Below are 15,258 nucleotides of genomic sequence, written 5' to 3' on the forward strand. Positions count from 1 at the left end.
ATTAAACCAGCCATTATTTTTTATTAACATTATATTATATACTTTTAAAACTTGCAATTTAAAATTAACAAACTTTAAATATTATACTGAATTAAAGAATTAACATCATAATTTTTCAATTTTTCTCTTCCCTTAAGATCAGTCAACTCTATTACAAATCCTATAGTTACAATTACTCCGCCCGCTTCTTCCACTAATTTAGCAACAGAATTGGTGGTACCTCCAGTTGCAAGTAAATCATCAATTATCGCAACCCTCTGTCCTGGTTTTATTGCATCCTTGTGCATTTCCAATTCATCATTGCCGTATTCCAGAGAATAGGTGACTTTTAAAGTGTCACAGGGCAGCTTTCCCTTTTTTCTCACAGGCACAAAACCAGCATCTATAGCATAGGCTACAGGTGCTCCAAATAAAAAGCCTCTTGCTTCAGGTCCAACTACTATATCTATATTTTTATTTTTTAAATAGGATGATATTCTATCTACGGTATATTTAAAAGCCTCTTTATCTTTAAGCAAAGTAGTTACATCTTTAAAACTTATCCCCTTCTTTGGAAATCCTTCTATTACCCTTATACTGTTCTTTAGATCCACTTGTACTCCCCCTCAAAAATAGCTTTATTGTTTTACAATTGATTTTTAACCCCAATGAAATATAATCTTCTACCTTATAATTATATATTAAATATTGACAAATATTCAAGTCACAGCATTTATATCCTTATACAATTTCATTTTTTAAATATTTCGCTATCTGTTCTGCTCTATCCATATTTTCCGTTATAAAAAGTTCCACTGTAATTCTGGCATTATCTATATATCTCTTATTTTTAATTGAACGCATCATTTTATTTGAAAGTTCACATATACTTTTCCAATTTACACTGGAAATATTATTTATTTTAAGCAGGGCTTTTACTCCATAATTATTTGTGTAATTTATACAATATATGCCCTGATTCACCATAATTTCATTTTCACCGCTTACATCGGCCTGTTTTGAAAGAATCCCCAGCGCCACAAGATCCAGATATTTCCCTACGCATTTCATTTCATAATACATTGATATGGCCTGACATAATTTAAAGGTCACTCCCACTGCAGTTAAATTCTTATAAGGATATGTACACTGCTTTTGGTTTGGATCTATAATAATTGTTTCCGGTAAGATTTCTTCACTACTATGATAATCTGTTATTATAACATCAATTCCTAAATTTTTACATAGTTTTACCTGAGGAACAGAGCTGATCCCACATCCTGCAGTTATCATAAGCTTGGTACCTAAAAATTTTATATGGTTTTCTATTATATCTGATTTTATACTAGAATCATCAACTTCATCAGATATAAAATATTCCACATCCGCATTTAGATATTTGAGTACAAGTAACAACAGAGACACTGAAGTTATACCATCTAAATCGCAAGTACCATAGATCACTATTTTTTCCCTTTCATTTACAGCTTTTATTATTCTTTTTAAAGCCTCTCCCATATTTTTTAAAAGGAAGGGATTTTTCATTCCTATAAAATTAAAATGCTGTATGTTTTCCTTTTGCATCTCCATAATAAAACCTCCAAATTTATCGAAAGCACTTCTATTATAAATGATATTGTCTTCTATTACAAACACAGTATGACTAGATTTTCCACAATAAAAAAATCCAAAGTTTCAATATACTCTGGATTTTTTATTTTATCATATTGAATGTACATTTTAAATAATTAACTAAGTCGTTTTATTAAGTTTTCTCCTATTGGCCAACATATGTTTTTTTATCATAACCCAACACGGACTGGCAATGCATATGGAAGAATAACATCCTGTAATTACACCTATGAGAATAGGCTCTGAAAATACCCTTACGGAAGGGACCAAAATATACACAGAAGTTAGAGTTATTACAACGGTGAGTACAGTATTTATAGATCTGGCAAGTGTCTGTGTGACACTTGCATCTGCAACGATCATAGGATCCACTCTTCTCATGTATCTTTGATTTTCTCTTATTCTATCAAAAACAACTATAGTATCATGAATGGAATATCCTATAACTGTAAGTGCTGCTGCTATAAAATTGGAATCTATAGAAACCCTAAGTACTGCATAAACAGACAGCATTACAAGTACATTGTGAACAAGAGATATAATAGCCGCCATACCAAAGCTGAGTTCAAATCTTATGCCTATATATATAAACATGGCCACTATTGCTATCACGACAGCTTCTATAGCTTTTACTCTAGTTTCCTTTCCTATAACAGCTCCTATATTTTCCTGATTTGTCAAGCTGCTTTTTTTATACTTGGCTTTAACATCTTTCACAATTTTGCTTATCTCATCATTAGTAAGAGAAGTAGCTTTTATGGTTATGGATTTATTGTCGGATTTATTGGATTGAAAATCAACAGAGTATTTCTTTACTATGCTGTCCACATCTGCTTTGTCAAAATCTGTGCCTAAATTTATCTCCACTATAGTACCGCCTTTAAAATCCAGTCCATATTCCAGTCCTTTTGTAGCCATGGTAAATATTCCAATAATAATTATTATAAGGGAAATAGTAAACCATATCTTTCTTTTTTCAACAATTTTATATATACCACTCATGTTATTTTACTAACCCCTTTCTAAAATCATGTACACCAAAAGTCCCAATAGTTTGTTTGTGGTTAAACCATCCCATATTGGCTACCAATTTCATAAGGGTTCTGGTTACAGTTACTGCGGTAAACATACTTAAAGCTACACCTATGATCAGGGTAAGGGCAAATCCCTTTACGGAACCCGTTCCCACATTATACAGCACAAAACCGCATATAATAGACGTAATGTTTGAATCCAGAATCGAGCTCATGGCCCTCCTAAAACCGGCATCTATAGATGCCTTAACTGACCTTCCACTTTTAAGTTCTTCTTTAGTTCTCTCAAAGATAAGTATATTGGCATCTACTGCCATTCCTACCGTCAAAAGAAACGCCGCAATACCAGCCAATGTAAGGGTCACATTTACGCCAGCAAAAGCCGCCAAAACTATGTATACATACAGTGTAAGTGCTATATCTGCAATAAGTCCCGGAAGTCTATAATATAAAAGCATGAACAGCATTACAAGTCCTATTCCAATTTTACCCGCCAATAAACTAAGTGGGAGGGCATTGGCTCCTAGAGATGCACCTATAGTTTTAACCTGAACCGGTTTTACCGTAACTGGAAGTGCTCCTGATTTTATAAGATCAGCCTGCCTTTGTGCCTCCTGAAGAGTCTGGTTTTTACCGCTTATGACGGCTCTTCCATCGGTTATATGTGCATCCACCTGTGGATTGGTAAGCATGTCATTATCCAAGTAAATTGCTATTTTTTGTCCCATAAATTTTTGAGTGGCATCTGAAAACTTTTTGGCTCCCTGCTGGTTTAATTCCAGATTTATCACAGCTTGATTTCCATTTGTAGAATCAATGGAAGCAGTAGCATCTTTCACATCTTTACCGGTAAGTATGGTTTTATTGTCAGGGCCTACAAATTTAAGTTCACCGGTTTTTGCCACACCATCTATTACCTCTTTGGCATCAAATTTTCCCGGTATGTCAATTCTTATTCTCTTCTGTCCTTCCCTGGCCACCACTGTTTCACTTACTCCTAATTTATTAACTCTCATAGACAAAAGTTCCACAGTTCTGTCCATGGTCTTTTGATCCACATTATTTCCCTGAACTTCTTCAAGTACAGAAACTCCACCTTGAAGATCAAGTCCCCTATTTATAACTTCACCAAAAGGTTTAAGTTTATATCCTCCTAAAGTCACTCCATATGCTCCCGAATAAGCTAAAAAACCTATCAGAATTATACATAGGAAGAAAACTATGGTACTTTTCCCCTTAGATTTCATCTTTATCCTCCTCAACCTGTAAATAAATACTATTTTTTTACAACAATCCACATTAGAAATTATATTACTTAAGAAAAACAGCGTCAATACTATGAGCCCAAATATAATGACTTTAAGTATTAACTTTATGTAAAATATATTCCTATTTTTTCATGGTTCTGACCTTAAGTGCAATAGCACACTCAATTCTCTTTTTCTGCATTTTACATCCCAGTGAATAGGGTTCTCTCATATCTCCATTGAAATTGTAATTATTAGCCTGACATCCGCCGCTGCAGTAAAACCTTGCCCAACACTGTTTGCATTTGGGTTTATTATATATATGGGCCGTCTTGAACTTTTGAACAATATCCTCCCTTAAATTATTCCAATCATTTAAATTTCCCATTTTAAAATCTTCATTACCCACAAATTGATGACAGGGGTATATGTCTCCATCGGGAGTTATAGCCACATACTCATGTCCTGCTCCACAGCCCGATATTCTTTTATATACGCAGGGTCCCCCTGTAATATCTATATTAAAATGATAGAATTTAAACTTTCCACCATTTCGAAGCATTTCTTCATACAGCTTGTCATACTGCTCATAGATAGTTGGCAGATCCTCCTCCCTTATTGAGAGTGGGTTGTCCTTAGGAAGCACTACAGGTTCTATGGATATTTCATCAAATCCTTCATCTGCAAGATATTTTATGTCTTTGAAAAAATCCGTATTTTTTCTGGTAAAAGTTCCCCTGACATAGTATTGTTTAGATTTATCCCTTATTTTTACCATCTTTTTGATTTTGGGCAATATGGAGTCAAAGGTTCCACTTCCATCTATCCTCACTCTCACTCTGTCATTTACTTCTTTTCTTCCGTCAATACTCAACACTATATTCCCCATATTTTTGTCCAGATAATCTATTATTTCATCATTTAAAAGTGTCGCATTAGTAGTCATGGTAAACCTTATACTCTTATTGTGTATCTTTTCTTGAGATCTTGCATAATCCACAATCTGCCTTACAGTATCAAAAGCCATGAGGGGCTCTCCACCAAATAAATCCACTTCTATATTTTTCCTAGGTCCTGATTTTTCTATGACAAAATCAATTGCTTTTTTTCCAATATCAGCAGACATAAGCTTTCTGCTTCCCTTATATTCGCCTTCATCTGCAAAACAATACTTACACCTTAAATTGCAATCATGCGCAATGTTTAAGCACAATGCCTTTATAAATGATACCGAATTGTCATTTTGCAACGCAATATTTTCATAGAGATCTTTAGAATACAGTATATCCCCTTTAATTAATTCCTCTATCTCTCCATATGCCTCCACAATATCCTCTTTTTCATATTTATCTTTGAGCATTTCCAGCGTCTCTTCAAGACCAGGCGGTTTTTCATCATCCAGGATATCATACACCAGCTGGTCAACTTCATGAAGTGCCCCGGAGTTTACATCCAATACATATCGATATCCACCCTGTACAAATTTATGAATATTAGCCAAATTATTCCCTCCTATAATACACTTATCTTTACGATGACATAAATTTTAGGCAGTAACTTTTTATCTGTTACTGCCTAAAATTTATATTAATTTTCACAGGCCAAATTGGCAACGGTACAGGAAGTTTTGCACGCCGACTGGCAGGAATTAGCACATTCTCTGCAACCTGGCTTTTTTAGGCTATCTCTTATATTAGAATTACTTATAGTTTTTATATGCTTCATATTAAACTCCTCCAATTAATAATATATCGTTTAGATTATAACATAAATCAATTTCAAAATAAAGCCGGACTATAAGTACCTATTGCAAGTTAATTCCAATCATTCCAGATAAGGCCCCCACTATTAGTGCAAGTACTAACCTCTTAATTCCATCTACACCTATCACAGCAGAATTTCCCGAAATAACAGAAACTACATATAGTATAAATAGATATAAAAGAGTAACTATAATACCTATAAGCCATCCCTTTTCCCCTATTTTCCTCACTGCATAAATGGAAGCGTACATTATACTGAGTATTGTCGTAATAAGATAAACTATATAACTTACCTGACTGCTGACTTCTATAAAAGTCATTACAACGGCAAAGATCAAAAGCAAAATCACAGTAATTATAAATCCTCTAATAACTCCTTCTATAGCAGAAAGATAATTATTACTTTTTTCCAAATTAAAACACCTCCTATCTAATAGTATCTATGTAGACAAAAGGCGCTTTATACCTAAATTTTAAACTTCTTTTCTTTGAATTTATTTCTATTTACCCTTATTAGAATTTTCTGAGCTTTTATCATCTGAAAGGACATTTAACACCCCTGTCTTGTCAAGTTTTATCTTTATTCTGTCAGGTCCTGTCTGAAGTGTTATAAAACTTTCATTTTCTCTGATATTTATAATTTTACCTACTATACCACCTTTAGTCATAACCTCATCATTGACTTTAAGATTACTCAACATAGCATTGTATTTTTTTCTTCTCCTGCTCTCTGGTAAAAATATAAGCAAGTAAAAAATTACCACTACAAATATAAATGGTGATATCCTAACTAATAAATCCAACGCTTTCACCTCCTTATAAAATAGTTCTTATTTAACTTTTGTCTTCCCATTGATTAAGCTTTTCTCTTTTATATGAATGAAAATAATCTCCATCAATAGCATCTCTTATTTCCTTCATCATATTATTATAAAAATATAGGTTGTGGATCACACAAAGTCTCATAGCCAGCATTTCCTTTGCCTTAAACAGATGTCTTATATAAGCTCTGCTGTAATTTTTACAAGTGGGACAGCTGCATCCTTGATCAATGGGATTATCATCTAATTTATACTTTGCGTTTAAAAGATTTAATTCACCTTCCGATGTAAATACATGGGAATGCCTTCCATTTCTTGCAGGGAGGACACAGTCAAAAAAATCCACCCCTCTTTCCACTGATTCAAGTATATTTTCCGGTGTGCCCACCCCCATCAAATATATGGGTTTATTCTGCGGAAGATATGGTATGACACTTTCTAAAATCCTGTACATTTCCTCATGAGTTTCCCCTACTGCCAATCCTCCAATGGCATACCCTTCCAGATCCATTTCGCTTATTGTTTTAGCATGTTCTATTCTTATGTCATCATATACTCCACCCTGATTTATTCCAAAGAGCATCTGCTTTTTATTTATAGTATCAGATAGAGAATTTAATCTGTCAAGTTCTATCTTGCACCTTTTAAGCCATCTAGTAGTCCTCTTCACTGAATCTTCAACATAATCTCTCGGGGAAGGATTTTTCACACATTCATCAAAAGCCATGGCTACAGTAGACGCCAAGTTGCTCTGAATTCTCATACTTTCTTCAGGTCCCATGAATATCTTTCTGCCGTCTATATGGGAATTAAAATATACCCCTTCTTCTTTTATTTTTCTTATATCAGACAGTGAAAATACTTGAAAGCCGCCTGAGTCAGTTAAAATGGGTCTATCCCAATTCATAAATTTATGTAATCCGCCCAGCTGCCTAATGATTTCATCTCCCGGTCTTAAACTCAGATGATATGTATTGGACAACTCTATTTGACAGCCAATTTTTTTTAAATCCATAGTTGAAACCGCACCCTTTATAGCCGCTAAAGTACCTACATTCATAAATACCGGAGTTTGAACCACGCCATGGGTAGTAACAAACTCACCTCTCCTTATTCTTCCACATTTTTTCAGTAATTTATACATCGAAACACCTCATATTTATACAATTCACAATGCACAGCCTAAATTTTTATACCTGACTCTTAAAATCACTTGATAAACATGGCATCTCCAAAACTGAAAAACCTGTATCTGTTTTTTACCGCTTCCCGGTATGCATTTAATATATTTTCTCTCCCACATAGTGCACTTACCAGCATTATGAGGGTAGATTGGGGTAAATGAAAATTTGTTATAAGCTTATCTACTATCTTATACTTATAGCCCGGATATATAAATATATCTGTCCATCCTGACTGTTCTCTGACTCTTCCATCTTCATCCGCTATGGTTTCAAGAGTTCTGCAGGATGTGGTTCCCACAGGAATTACACTGTGCCCGCTTTCCCTTGCTCCGTTAATTACATCTGCAGTTTCCCTCGACATACGGTAGTATTCAGAATGCATATCATGGTCTTCAACATTTTCAACCTTAACCGGTCTAAAAGTTCCAATACCCACATGTAAAGTCAAAAAAGCAAGTTTAACTCCCTTATCTTCTATTTTTTGGAGTAAATCCTCTGTAAAATGAAGTCCAGCCGTAGGGGCTGCCGCTGAACCTTCTTCTTTAGAATAAACCGTCTGATACATTTCCTTGTCTTCCAACTTTTCCTTTATATAAGGCGGCAAAGGCATTTGCCCAAGTTTATCCAGTACTTCTTCAAATATTCCCCTATATTCAAATTTAACTATCCTATTTCCGTCTTTCTTTATCTGAGATATTTCAGCTTTCAACTCTCCATCTCCAAAATCAAACCTGTCTCCAATCCTAGCTCTTCTTCCCGGCTTAACCAGTGTTTCCCAGCTGCCATCCTCATTTCTCTTTAACAGCAAAATTTCCATTTTTCCGCCGCTGCCCTCTTTTTTCCCTATAAGCCTTGCAGGTAAAACCCTGGTATCATTTAAAACAAGACAATCTCCCGGATTTAAATAGCCTATTATATCCCTAAACACCTTATGTTCTACTTTTCCTGTCTTCTTGTCCAATACCATAAGCCTTGCTTCATCTCTCTGTTTTAATGGATGTTGTGCAATCAGTTCCTTAGGTAAGTAAAAATCAAAATCCGTAACTTTCAATAAATTTCACTCCGTTTCGTTTTGTCCACGATGACTGTATTGTTTTCTCTTCAATGTGCCACCTTTTCTAGTTTTATTAAAATGTCTGTAGGCACTATCAGATGCCATTCTCCCCCTAGGTGTTCTTATTATAAAACCCTTCTGAAGCAGATAGGGTTCATACACATCTTCTATAGTATCCAATTCTTCTCCTATAAAATAAGCCAGTGTCTCTATTCCCACAGGTCCTCCATTGAAATTGTCAATTATAGCCTTTAATATTTTATTGTCTATACTGTCAAATCCCTCTTCATCCACTTCCAATAATTTTAAAGCAAGCTTGCTGGTCTCAACATCTATTGTTCCATTACCTTTTACCTCTGAATAATCTCTAACCCTTTTCAAAAGTCTATTTGCAATTCTCGGTGTTCCCCTGGACCTTTTTCCTATTTCCAGGGCAGCTTCATATTCTATATTTATATCGAGTATCTCTGCAGATCTAATTATAATTTCACTGAGCTCCTTTTCTCCATAAAACTCCATGGGACATAACATTCCAAATCTATCCCTCAGTGGAGATGTCAAAAGTCCTATCCTAGTAGTAGCTCCTATTAATGTGAATTTAGGAAGATCCAGTCTTATGGATTTTGCAGCCGCACCTTTTCCTATAACTATATCAAGTGCATAGTCTTCCATAGCAGGATACAATATTTCCTCTACGCTTCTATTTAATCTGTGTATTTCATCTATGAAAAGCACATCCATATCATTTAAACTGGTAAGTATTGCAGCTAAATCCCCCGCTCTCTCTATAGCCGGACCAGAAGTAACTTTCAAATTCCCTCCCATTTCCATGGCAATTATATTTGCAAGAGTGGTTTTCCCAAGTCCCGGCGGTCCATAGAGAAGCACATGATCTAGTGCTTCTTTTCTGTTTTTCGCAGCTTCTATAAATATATTAAGCTTATTTTTCACCTTGTTTTGTCCTATATATTCACTAAGTCTTTTAGGTCTTAAACTATGCTCGTTTTCAGCATCACCCTCCATATTAAATGGAGTGACTATTCTATTTTCCACACCCATCACCTAGCCTAATCCATTAAAAATTTCAAAGCTTCTTTTATCATAACTTCAATAGAACTATTATTATTTATGGCTTTCAATGCACTGTTTGCCTCCTTTTCAGAGTATCCAAGGGCCTTGAGAGCTTCTACAACTTCAGAAGTGGTTTTGCCTTCACCAAGCTCTTGACAATTATTCTCATGATCCCCGATTTCCTCTGGGGATACTTTATCTTTTAATTCCAAGATAATTCTCTGCGCAGTTTTCTTTCCTACTCCGGGAGCCCTCACTAAATTCTTTTCATCTCCAGATATTATAGCATACTTTAAATTAGCAACATTACTTATGGATAGGAGCGAAAGTGCTGCTTTAGCACCTATTCCATTTATAGTCAAAAGAAGATTGAACATGTTTATCTCCTCTTTCGTCAGAAAGCCATACAATCCTATAAAATCTTCCCTTACTATTTGCTGCAGATACAACAATATGTTTTCACCTATTTTAGGGGTGTTAGCAATAGTACTACCTGACGTATTTATTTTATAGCCTATGCCATTGTTTTCAACTATAATATAATCTCTACTCACGCCTCTATATATCCCCTTTATATACTCATACATCTAAAATTCCCCCGTAAAATATTGAAAATCATATAAATATTATAGCACATATTATACTTTATCATTTTGAATACCTCAGTTCAAGTGATAATTATATAGAACCAGGCTCCTTTACCTAAAAAAGCCTTAAAGGCTACTATTCATAGTCTTCAAGGCGTGCTTCTGCTTCTTCTCTGGTATTACACTGAAAATATTTGTCTCCCTTAGTCAAAAGTTTAATATCTTCTTCTTTCAACCTATTCGTACTTATACTTGTAATATCTCTTTTTTCATTTTCTATAAGCATATTTCCCTGTTTATCTGTTTTATATATAGCTATAAATCCATTTTTTATTCCCAATACATATTTATTAGGAGCATATTTGTCTACATTTTTTATTAACACTATTTCTCCTGCACTGAATTTTTCTACCTTATATCCTACATCCTTATAAGCTTTTTCAACTTCACTTTTCTTCTTGCCAGCTAACTTTCCTGCCAATTCCTGTTTTTCTATCTGAACTTCTCCGCTTTTATCATATTTTATCTTGAATATTACTCTGGCATCATTATCAACAACACCGTTTATGGAAGAATTCACTTTTACAGTATCATAGGAATTCTTATTAGCTTGACTTAATTTCTTTTCCATATTTATATTTTGAAATCCCACTATACATATATAACAACTCAATCCAAAAATTAAAATAGTAAAAACAACTAAAATTGCCGTGCGAATTTTTCTTCTATCCACAATATCCCTCCTTTTCTGGATATTATAGACACTTTTATAAAAATTATACATGTTATTTCAATCTTATGCTGGTATAATTTTTACTGCAATACAATATGTCATTTTTAATGACTATATTGCCTTGATTATCTATTCTCCAAACTATTGCCCCCTTGTTTATAAGTCTGTTTTCAACTCTTTTATCCGGAGTTCCCACTCCATCACTCGTTATAATCGCCACTCTAGGTTCTACCCTATCCAAAAACCTATTCGTAGTACTTGTATTTAATCCATGATGGGGAACTTTAAGCACATCACATTTTTTAAGTTCGCCTGTTTTTAAAATATCTTCTTCTTCTGATCTCTCACAGTCTCCTGCAAATACATATTGTAATCCATTTACTTTTCCCTGCAGGACTATAGAATTATTATTTTCTACAGTTTTACTTTCACGAACCGGCCCGATTGCCTTAAGAACGCATCCATAATTTTTAATTTCCCAACCTCTTTTTATATATTCAACATCCACCCCCATTTTATTCAGCTTATCACTCATAATATTCTGGATATAGTTTCTATGATCTGGAAGATACACCTTACAAACTTTTCTGGACTGAGCTATTTTAATTATGCCTTCATAGTGATCATCGTGATAATGAGTGAGTATTATACCATCTATGCTTTTTACCTGATTTAAATCCAAATATCTTATAATTCTCTTGGTATAATAAGCAGCTCCTGTATCTATAAGATAATTTTTATCATCAGTTTTTATTAAAATACAGTCACTCTGACCAACTCCTAAAAAATGAACCTCATAATTTCCAAATTTAGCCAGAGCAACATTATCCATATACATTATAATTACAAAAATAATAGCTAATATTCGTTTTATACAAATTACTCCTCATAAATCGTCGCTATTATTATTTTTTACAATTAAAATTGTTATATTCTAAATTATAGGTGAGAAAATCTCATGACACATAGTACATATTTAAAATAGAAAAGTAAAAGTTCCTAACTCCATCAACAAAAATATTTGACAAAATTCCTATTTAGGTATACTATTAAAAAAATTAATAAATAAATCTTATCAAGAGCGGTGGAGGGACTTGGCCCTATGATGCCCGACAACCAACATTCTATTTAATGTATGGTGTTAATTCCAACAGATTATTCTGAAAGATAAGAAAAATTTTCAAGTTGTAACTTTAAAGCTGTTTTTCTTATGAAAAACAGCTTTTTTATTTTATACTATACACAATTAATAAGGAGGAAAATTTATGAGCAAAGAAACCAGCTTTATAACAAAATGCATTCACGTGGGAAATGGTATTGATAAAGAAACCAGGGCCATAAGGCGCCCAATAACCATGGCAAACTGTTACAGGCTTCCCGAAGATGCATCTTCAATCAACTGGAGTGATCCAAATCAGATATTATATACCAGAAACACCTCTGCAAATCAACTTTATCTTCAGCAAAGACTTGCCGCACTGGAAGGTGCAGAAGACTGCGTGGTCCTTGCAAGTGGTGTCGCTGCACTGGCAGGTGTGTTTTTTACTTTTCTTGACAAAAATTCACATGTGATCTGTTCAAATGTATCATACATAGCAGTTTACAGACTGTTAAACGAATATCTCCCTGAAAAATACAATATAGAGACATCCCTTGTAGATACCTCCAACCTAGAAGAAATAAAAAAGGCCATACACCCCAATACCAGGCTCATTCATGTTGAAACTCCAGGAAACCCCACCACGAGAATAAGCGACATTGAAGAAATTGCAAAAATTGCGAAATCCGCAGGAGCTCTACTTAGTGTTGACAGTACATTTGCCTCTCCATACCTGCAGCGCCCTCTTGAACTGGGAGCAGATCTTGTTATACACAGCTTGACCAAATATATAAATGGACATGGTGATGCCATGGGTGGAGCAGTGCTGGGCAAAAAAGATCTCACAGACAAAATTAAAGCCCAGGCTATGGTGAATCTGGGGGGAACTATAAGTCCTTTTAATGCATGGCTTATAATGAGAGGTGTTGTGACACTTCCCCTGCGTATGGAGCAACACAGCCATACCGCTCTCAAAGTCGCCCAATATCTGGAATCAAATCCTTCAGTGAAGTTCGTGGCATATCCGGGTCTTGAAAGCCATCCGCAGCATGAAATTGCCAAAAAACAGATGAAGCTCTACTCAGGAATTATAGCTTTTGCACTTAAAGCAGATGCGGAAACCCATAATAAATTTATAAATTCACTTGAGCTCATCGTTCCGGCAGTTTCCCTGGGACATGACGAGAGCCTGATTGTATACACTGGAGCAAGTGATGAAAGGATCAATTTCTATCCAGAAAATTTCAGAGATGGATACATAAGATTCAGTGTAGGACTTGAAAGTGCGGAAGACATCATTGAAGACTTAAAACAAGCATTGCAAAAATGCGGATTATAATAATACAATGCTTTCAAACTGGGGGATAATCCCCCTAGTTTTTATCCGAACGCTACCATTGCTGGCTACTCCCAACTTCTCAAAATGGGACATAAGCACTGCTGTGCGCCTGAATAAGGCAAAACGTATTATTTAACAATAAAAACCACTTTTGATATGAATATTATATATATATCCATATCAAAGATGGTTCATATGGTCCTTTACCCTTCAAATTCTTCAGGAAAATCAGCATTGTGATAAACATCCTGAACATCATCATCGTCTTCAAGTTTATCTATTAATCTCTGAACTTTTTCAGCAGTTTCCATATCAACAGAGATAGTATTATCCGGTATCATAGTAATTTCTGCTGACAAAAAATCAAGTCCATTTCCCTCAAGATTTTCTCTGACTTTCCCAAACTCCTCTACAGAAGTAATTATTTCAAAAACTTCCTCCTGGGCATCAAAATCCTCTGCACCGGCATCCAGGGCTTTCATCATGACATCATCTTCATCAATGTCATCTTTTTTCTCTATAATAATCTGACCTTTAGTTTGAAACATCCAGGACACACATCCATTAGCTCCTAGATTTCCACCGTGTCTTGAAAATGCAGCCCTTACACTGCTTGCCGTTCTATTTTTATTGTCAGTTAATGCTTTTACTATCACAGCAACCCCTCCAGGTCCATATCCTTCATAAACTATTTCCTCATAGCTTACCCCTTCCATTTCTCCGGCGCCTTTTTTGATTGCCCTGTTTACTGTATCCTGGGGCATATTATTTGCCTTAGCTTTTGCTATGACATCTCTTAATTTTGCATTGCTATCTGGACTTGAACCACCGGTTTTAGCCGCAATAGCCAATTCCTTTCCTATCTTAGTAAATATCTTACCTTTTTTCGCATCTGCCTTACCCTTTTTTGCCTGTATATTATGCCATTTTGAATGTCCTGACATATAAATTTCCTCCTAACTTACAGTTTATAACTATTTAATATTGATCATGCAAATTGTATTATATCATATAAAAGCAGATCACTACAAATATAAACGCATTATTCTTTAATCAGGTTATTATCAACTTTAAAATAAAATTCTTCATCTCCAACTATAAGTTCACATTTTCCATTGGTTACATCTATTATCTCATTTATCAGCAAATCAACATTTTCTAGAATACAATTTATTGACAATTGAACTTTGTCAGCATATTCAATATTCTCTATAGGAATAGACTTTTGTTCAAAAAAATGCTGCAATTTCCCCAAATCCTCGTAATTTATAGATATATCTATAGGTGAACCTTTTACTCTTTCCACTATCTTTGCACTGTCAATAGATAATACAGCAGATTTAGAATAAGCTTTTGCCAGCCCGCCTTTACCTAGAAGTATTCCCCCAAAATATCTTGTTACCACTGTGACAATATCTGTCAGCTTCTTTTTTTTAATCACTTCCAGGATAGGTATTCCTGCAGTTCCTTGAGGTTCTCTATCATCACTGTATCTTTGAATATTCATTTTTTCTCCAATTACATATGCATACACATTATGTGATGCTTTAGGATTTTGTTCTTTCACCCTATTTATGAATCTTCTAGCATCACCTTCAGTATATACTCTCTTTACGCTCCCTATAAATATGGACTTTTTTTCCTCAAATCTCGAACCAGCTTGATTTTTTACTGTAAAATATCCCATATTACCCCGCCTTTCAAAACATCCCTCA

Annotated in this window: 17 protein-coding genes and 1 riboswitch; of the genes, 1 reads left to right on the top strand and 16 read right to left on the bottom strand. The window is 34.7% G+C overall.

Annotated elements, in window-relative coordinates:
• Window positions 1–74: 74 nt before the first annotated feature.
• The 14 genes from ACFHWD_RS12120 to ACFHWD_RS12185 form a co-directional block, all read right to left on the bottom strand.
• The gene (locus ACFHWD_RS12120; protein ID WP_150357328.1) at window positions 75–593 is read right to left on the bottom strand and encodes an adenine phosphoribosyltransferase; all 519 of its coding nucleotides are present in this window, start codon (window positions 591–593) and stop codon (window positions 75–77) included.
• Window positions 594–720: 127 nt separating this feature from the next.
• A complete protein-coding gene (locus ACFHWD_RS12125) occupies window positions 721–1,569 on the bottom strand; it encodes a DHH family phosphoesterase (RefSeq protein WP_150357326.1) in 849 nt (282 codons plus the stop codon).
• A gap of 162 nt (window positions 1,570–1,731) precedes the next feature.
• Window positions 1,732–2,604: a protein translocase subunit SecF gene (secF, locus tag ACFHWD_RS12130; RefSeq protein WP_179978320.1), complete on the bottom strand. Its 873-nt coding sequence runs from the start codon at window positions 2,602–2,604 to the stop codon at window positions 1,732–1,734.
• A gap of 10 nt (window positions 2,605–2,614) precedes the next feature.
• The gene (gene secD, locus ACFHWD_RS12135; protein ID WP_150357322.1) at window positions 2,615–3,892 is read right to left on the bottom strand and encodes a protein translocase subunit SecD; all 1,278 of its coding nucleotides are present in this window, start codon (window positions 3,890–3,892) and stop codon (window positions 2,615–2,617) included.
• A gap of 142 nt (window positions 3,893–4,034) precedes the next feature.
• A complete protein-coding gene (scfB, locus tag ACFHWD_RS12140; protein ID WP_179977868.1) occupies window positions 4,035–5,393 on the bottom strand; it encodes a thioether cross-link-forming SCIFF peptide maturase in 1,359 nt (452 codons plus the stop codon).
• Window positions 5,394–5,479: 86 nt separating this feature from the next.
• The gene (gene scfA / locus ACFHWD_RS12145; RefSeq protein WP_150357318.1) at window positions 5,480–5,617 is read right to left on the bottom strand and encodes a six-cysteine ranthipeptide SCIFF; all 138 of its coding nucleotides are present in this window, start codon (window positions 5,615–5,617) and stop codon (window positions 5,480–5,482) included.
• A 79-nt stretch (window positions 5,618–5,696) separates the two neighbouring features.
• On the bottom strand, window positions 5,697–6,068 hold the full coding sequence (locus ACFHWD_RS12150; RefSeq protein ID WP_150357316.1) for a TIGR04086 family membrane protein: 372 nt from the start codon (window positions 6,066–6,068) through the stop codon (window positions 5,697–5,699).
• An 87-nt stretch (window positions 6,069–6,155) separates the two neighbouring features.
• Window positions 6,156–6,458, bottom strand: coding sequence for a preprotein translocase subunit YajC (gene yajC / locus ACFHWD_RS12155; protein WP_150357314.1), 303 nt, complete (start codon window positions 6,456–6,458; stop codon window positions 6,156–6,158).
• A 31-nt stretch (window positions 6,459–6,489) separates the two neighbouring features.
• Entirely contained in the window at window positions 6,490–7,620 is a 1,131-nt protein-coding gene (tgt, locus tag ACFHWD_RS12160; protein ID WP_378062075.1) for a tRNA guanosine(34) transglycosylase Tgt, read from the bottom strand.
• Window positions 7,621–7,685: 65 nt separating this feature from the next.
• The gene (gene queA, locus ACFHWD_RS12165; protein ID WP_150357310.1) at window positions 7,686–8,711 is read right to left on the bottom strand and encodes a tRNA preQ1(34) S-adenosylmethionine ribosyltransferase-isomerase QueA; all 1,026 of its coding nucleotides are present in this window, start codon (window positions 8,709–8,711) and stop codon (window positions 7,686–7,688) included.
• A 6-nt stretch (window positions 8,712–8,717) separates the two neighbouring features.
• Window positions 8,718–9,767, bottom strand: coding sequence for a Holliday junction branch migration DNA helicase RuvB (ruvB, locus tag ACFHWD_RS12170; protein ID WP_150357308.1), 1,050 nt, complete (start codon window positions 9,765–9,767; stop codon window positions 8,718–8,720).
• 14 nt (window positions 9,768–9,781) lie between these two features.
• Complete coding sequence (gene ruvA / locus ACFHWD_RS12175) at window positions 9,782–10,372, bottom strand: Holliday junction branch migration protein RuvA (RefSeq protein ID WP_150357306.1); 591 nt, start codon at window positions 10,370–10,372, stop codon at window positions 9,782–9,784.
• A gap of 136 nt (window positions 10,373–10,508) precedes the next feature.
• The gene (locus ACFHWD_RS12180) at window positions 10,509–11,105 is read right to left on the bottom strand and encodes a hypothetical protein (protein ID WP_150357304.1); all 597 of its coding nucleotides are present in this window, start codon (window positions 11,103–11,105) and stop codon (window positions 10,509–10,511) included.
• Between the two features lie 52 nt (window positions 11,106–11,157).
• The gene (locus ACFHWD_RS12185) at window positions 11,158–11,937 is read right to left on the bottom strand and encodes a ComEC/Rec2 family competence protein (protein WP_378062079.1); all 780 of its coding nucleotides are present in this window, start codon (window positions 11,935–11,937) and stop codon (window positions 11,158–11,160) included.
• Window positions 11,938–12,174: 237 nt separating this feature from the next.
• Window positions 12,175–12,279: riboswitch (SAM riboswitch) on the top strand.
• A 91-nt stretch (window positions 12,280–12,370) separates the two neighbouring features.
• On the opposite strand from ACFHWD_RS12185, the gene ACFHWD_RS12190 reads away from it, so the two are divergent.
• A complete protein-coding gene (locus ACFHWD_RS12190; protein WP_150357300.1) occupies window positions 12,371–13,543 on the top strand; it encodes a PLP-dependent aspartate aminotransferase family protein in 1,173 nt (390 codons plus the stop codon).
• A 203-nt stretch (window positions 13,544–13,746) separates the two neighbouring features.
• Here the strand turns inward: ACFHWD_RS12190 and ACFHWD_RS12195 are convergent, their stop codons facing one another.
• Both ACFHWD_RS12195 and ACFHWD_RS12200 read right to left on the bottom strand, forming a co-directional pair.
• On the bottom strand, window positions 13,747–14,487 hold the full coding sequence (locus ACFHWD_RS12195; protein WP_150357299.1) for a YebC/PmpR family DNA-binding transcriptional regulator: 741 nt from the start codon (window positions 14,485–14,487) through the stop codon (window positions 13,747–13,749).
• 98 nt (window positions 14,488–14,585) lie between these two features.
• Entirely contained in the window at window positions 14,586–15,230 is a 645-nt protein-coding gene (locus tag ACFHWD_RS12200) for a YigZ family protein (RefSeq protein WP_150357298.1), read from the bottom strand.
• Window positions 15,231–15,258: the final 28 nt, after the last annotated feature.

The sequence above is a fragment of the Clostridium sp. MT-14 genome (genome assembly GCF_042436595.1).
Lineage (GTDB): Bacteria > Bacillota > Clostridia > Clostridiales > Clostridiaceae > Clostridium_B > Clostridium_B aromativorans.

Coding starts and splice junctions, on each gene's coding strand:
- ACFHWD_RS12185 (WP_378062079.1), bottom strand. CDS start 11,937: ATGGATAATGTTGCTCTGGCTAAATTTGGAAATTATGAGGTTCATTTT.
- ruvA (WP_150357306.1), bottom strand. CDS start 10,372: ATGTATGAGTATATAAAGGGGATATATAGAGGCGTGAGTAGAGATTAT.
- ACFHWD_RS12195 (WP_150357299.1), bottom strand. CDS start 14,487: ATGTCAGGACATTCAAAATGGCATAATATACAGGCAAAAAAGGGTAAG.
- ACFHWD_RS12200 (WP_150357298.1), bottom strand. CDS start 15,230: ATGGGATATTTTACAGTAAAAAATCAAGCTGGTTCGAGATTTGAGGAA.
- ACFHWD_RS12190 (WP_150357300.1), top strand. CDS start 12,371: ATGAGCAAAGAAACCAGCTTTATAACAAAATGCATTCACGTGGGAAAT.
- tgt (WP_378062075.1), bottom strand. CDS start 7,620: ATGTATAAATTACTGAAAAAATGTGGAAGAATAAGGAGAGGTGAGTTT.
- ACFHWD_RS12125 (WP_150357326.1), bottom strand. CDS start 1,569: ATGGAGATGCAAAAGGAAAACATACAGCATTTTAATTTTATAGGAATG.
- secD (WP_150357322.1), bottom strand. CDS start 3,892: ATGAAATCTAAGGGGAAAAGTACCATAGTTTTCTTCCTATGTATAATT.
- scfA (WP_150357318.1), bottom strand. CDS start 5,617: ATGAAGCATATAAAAACTATAAGTAATTCTAATATAAGAGATAGCCTA.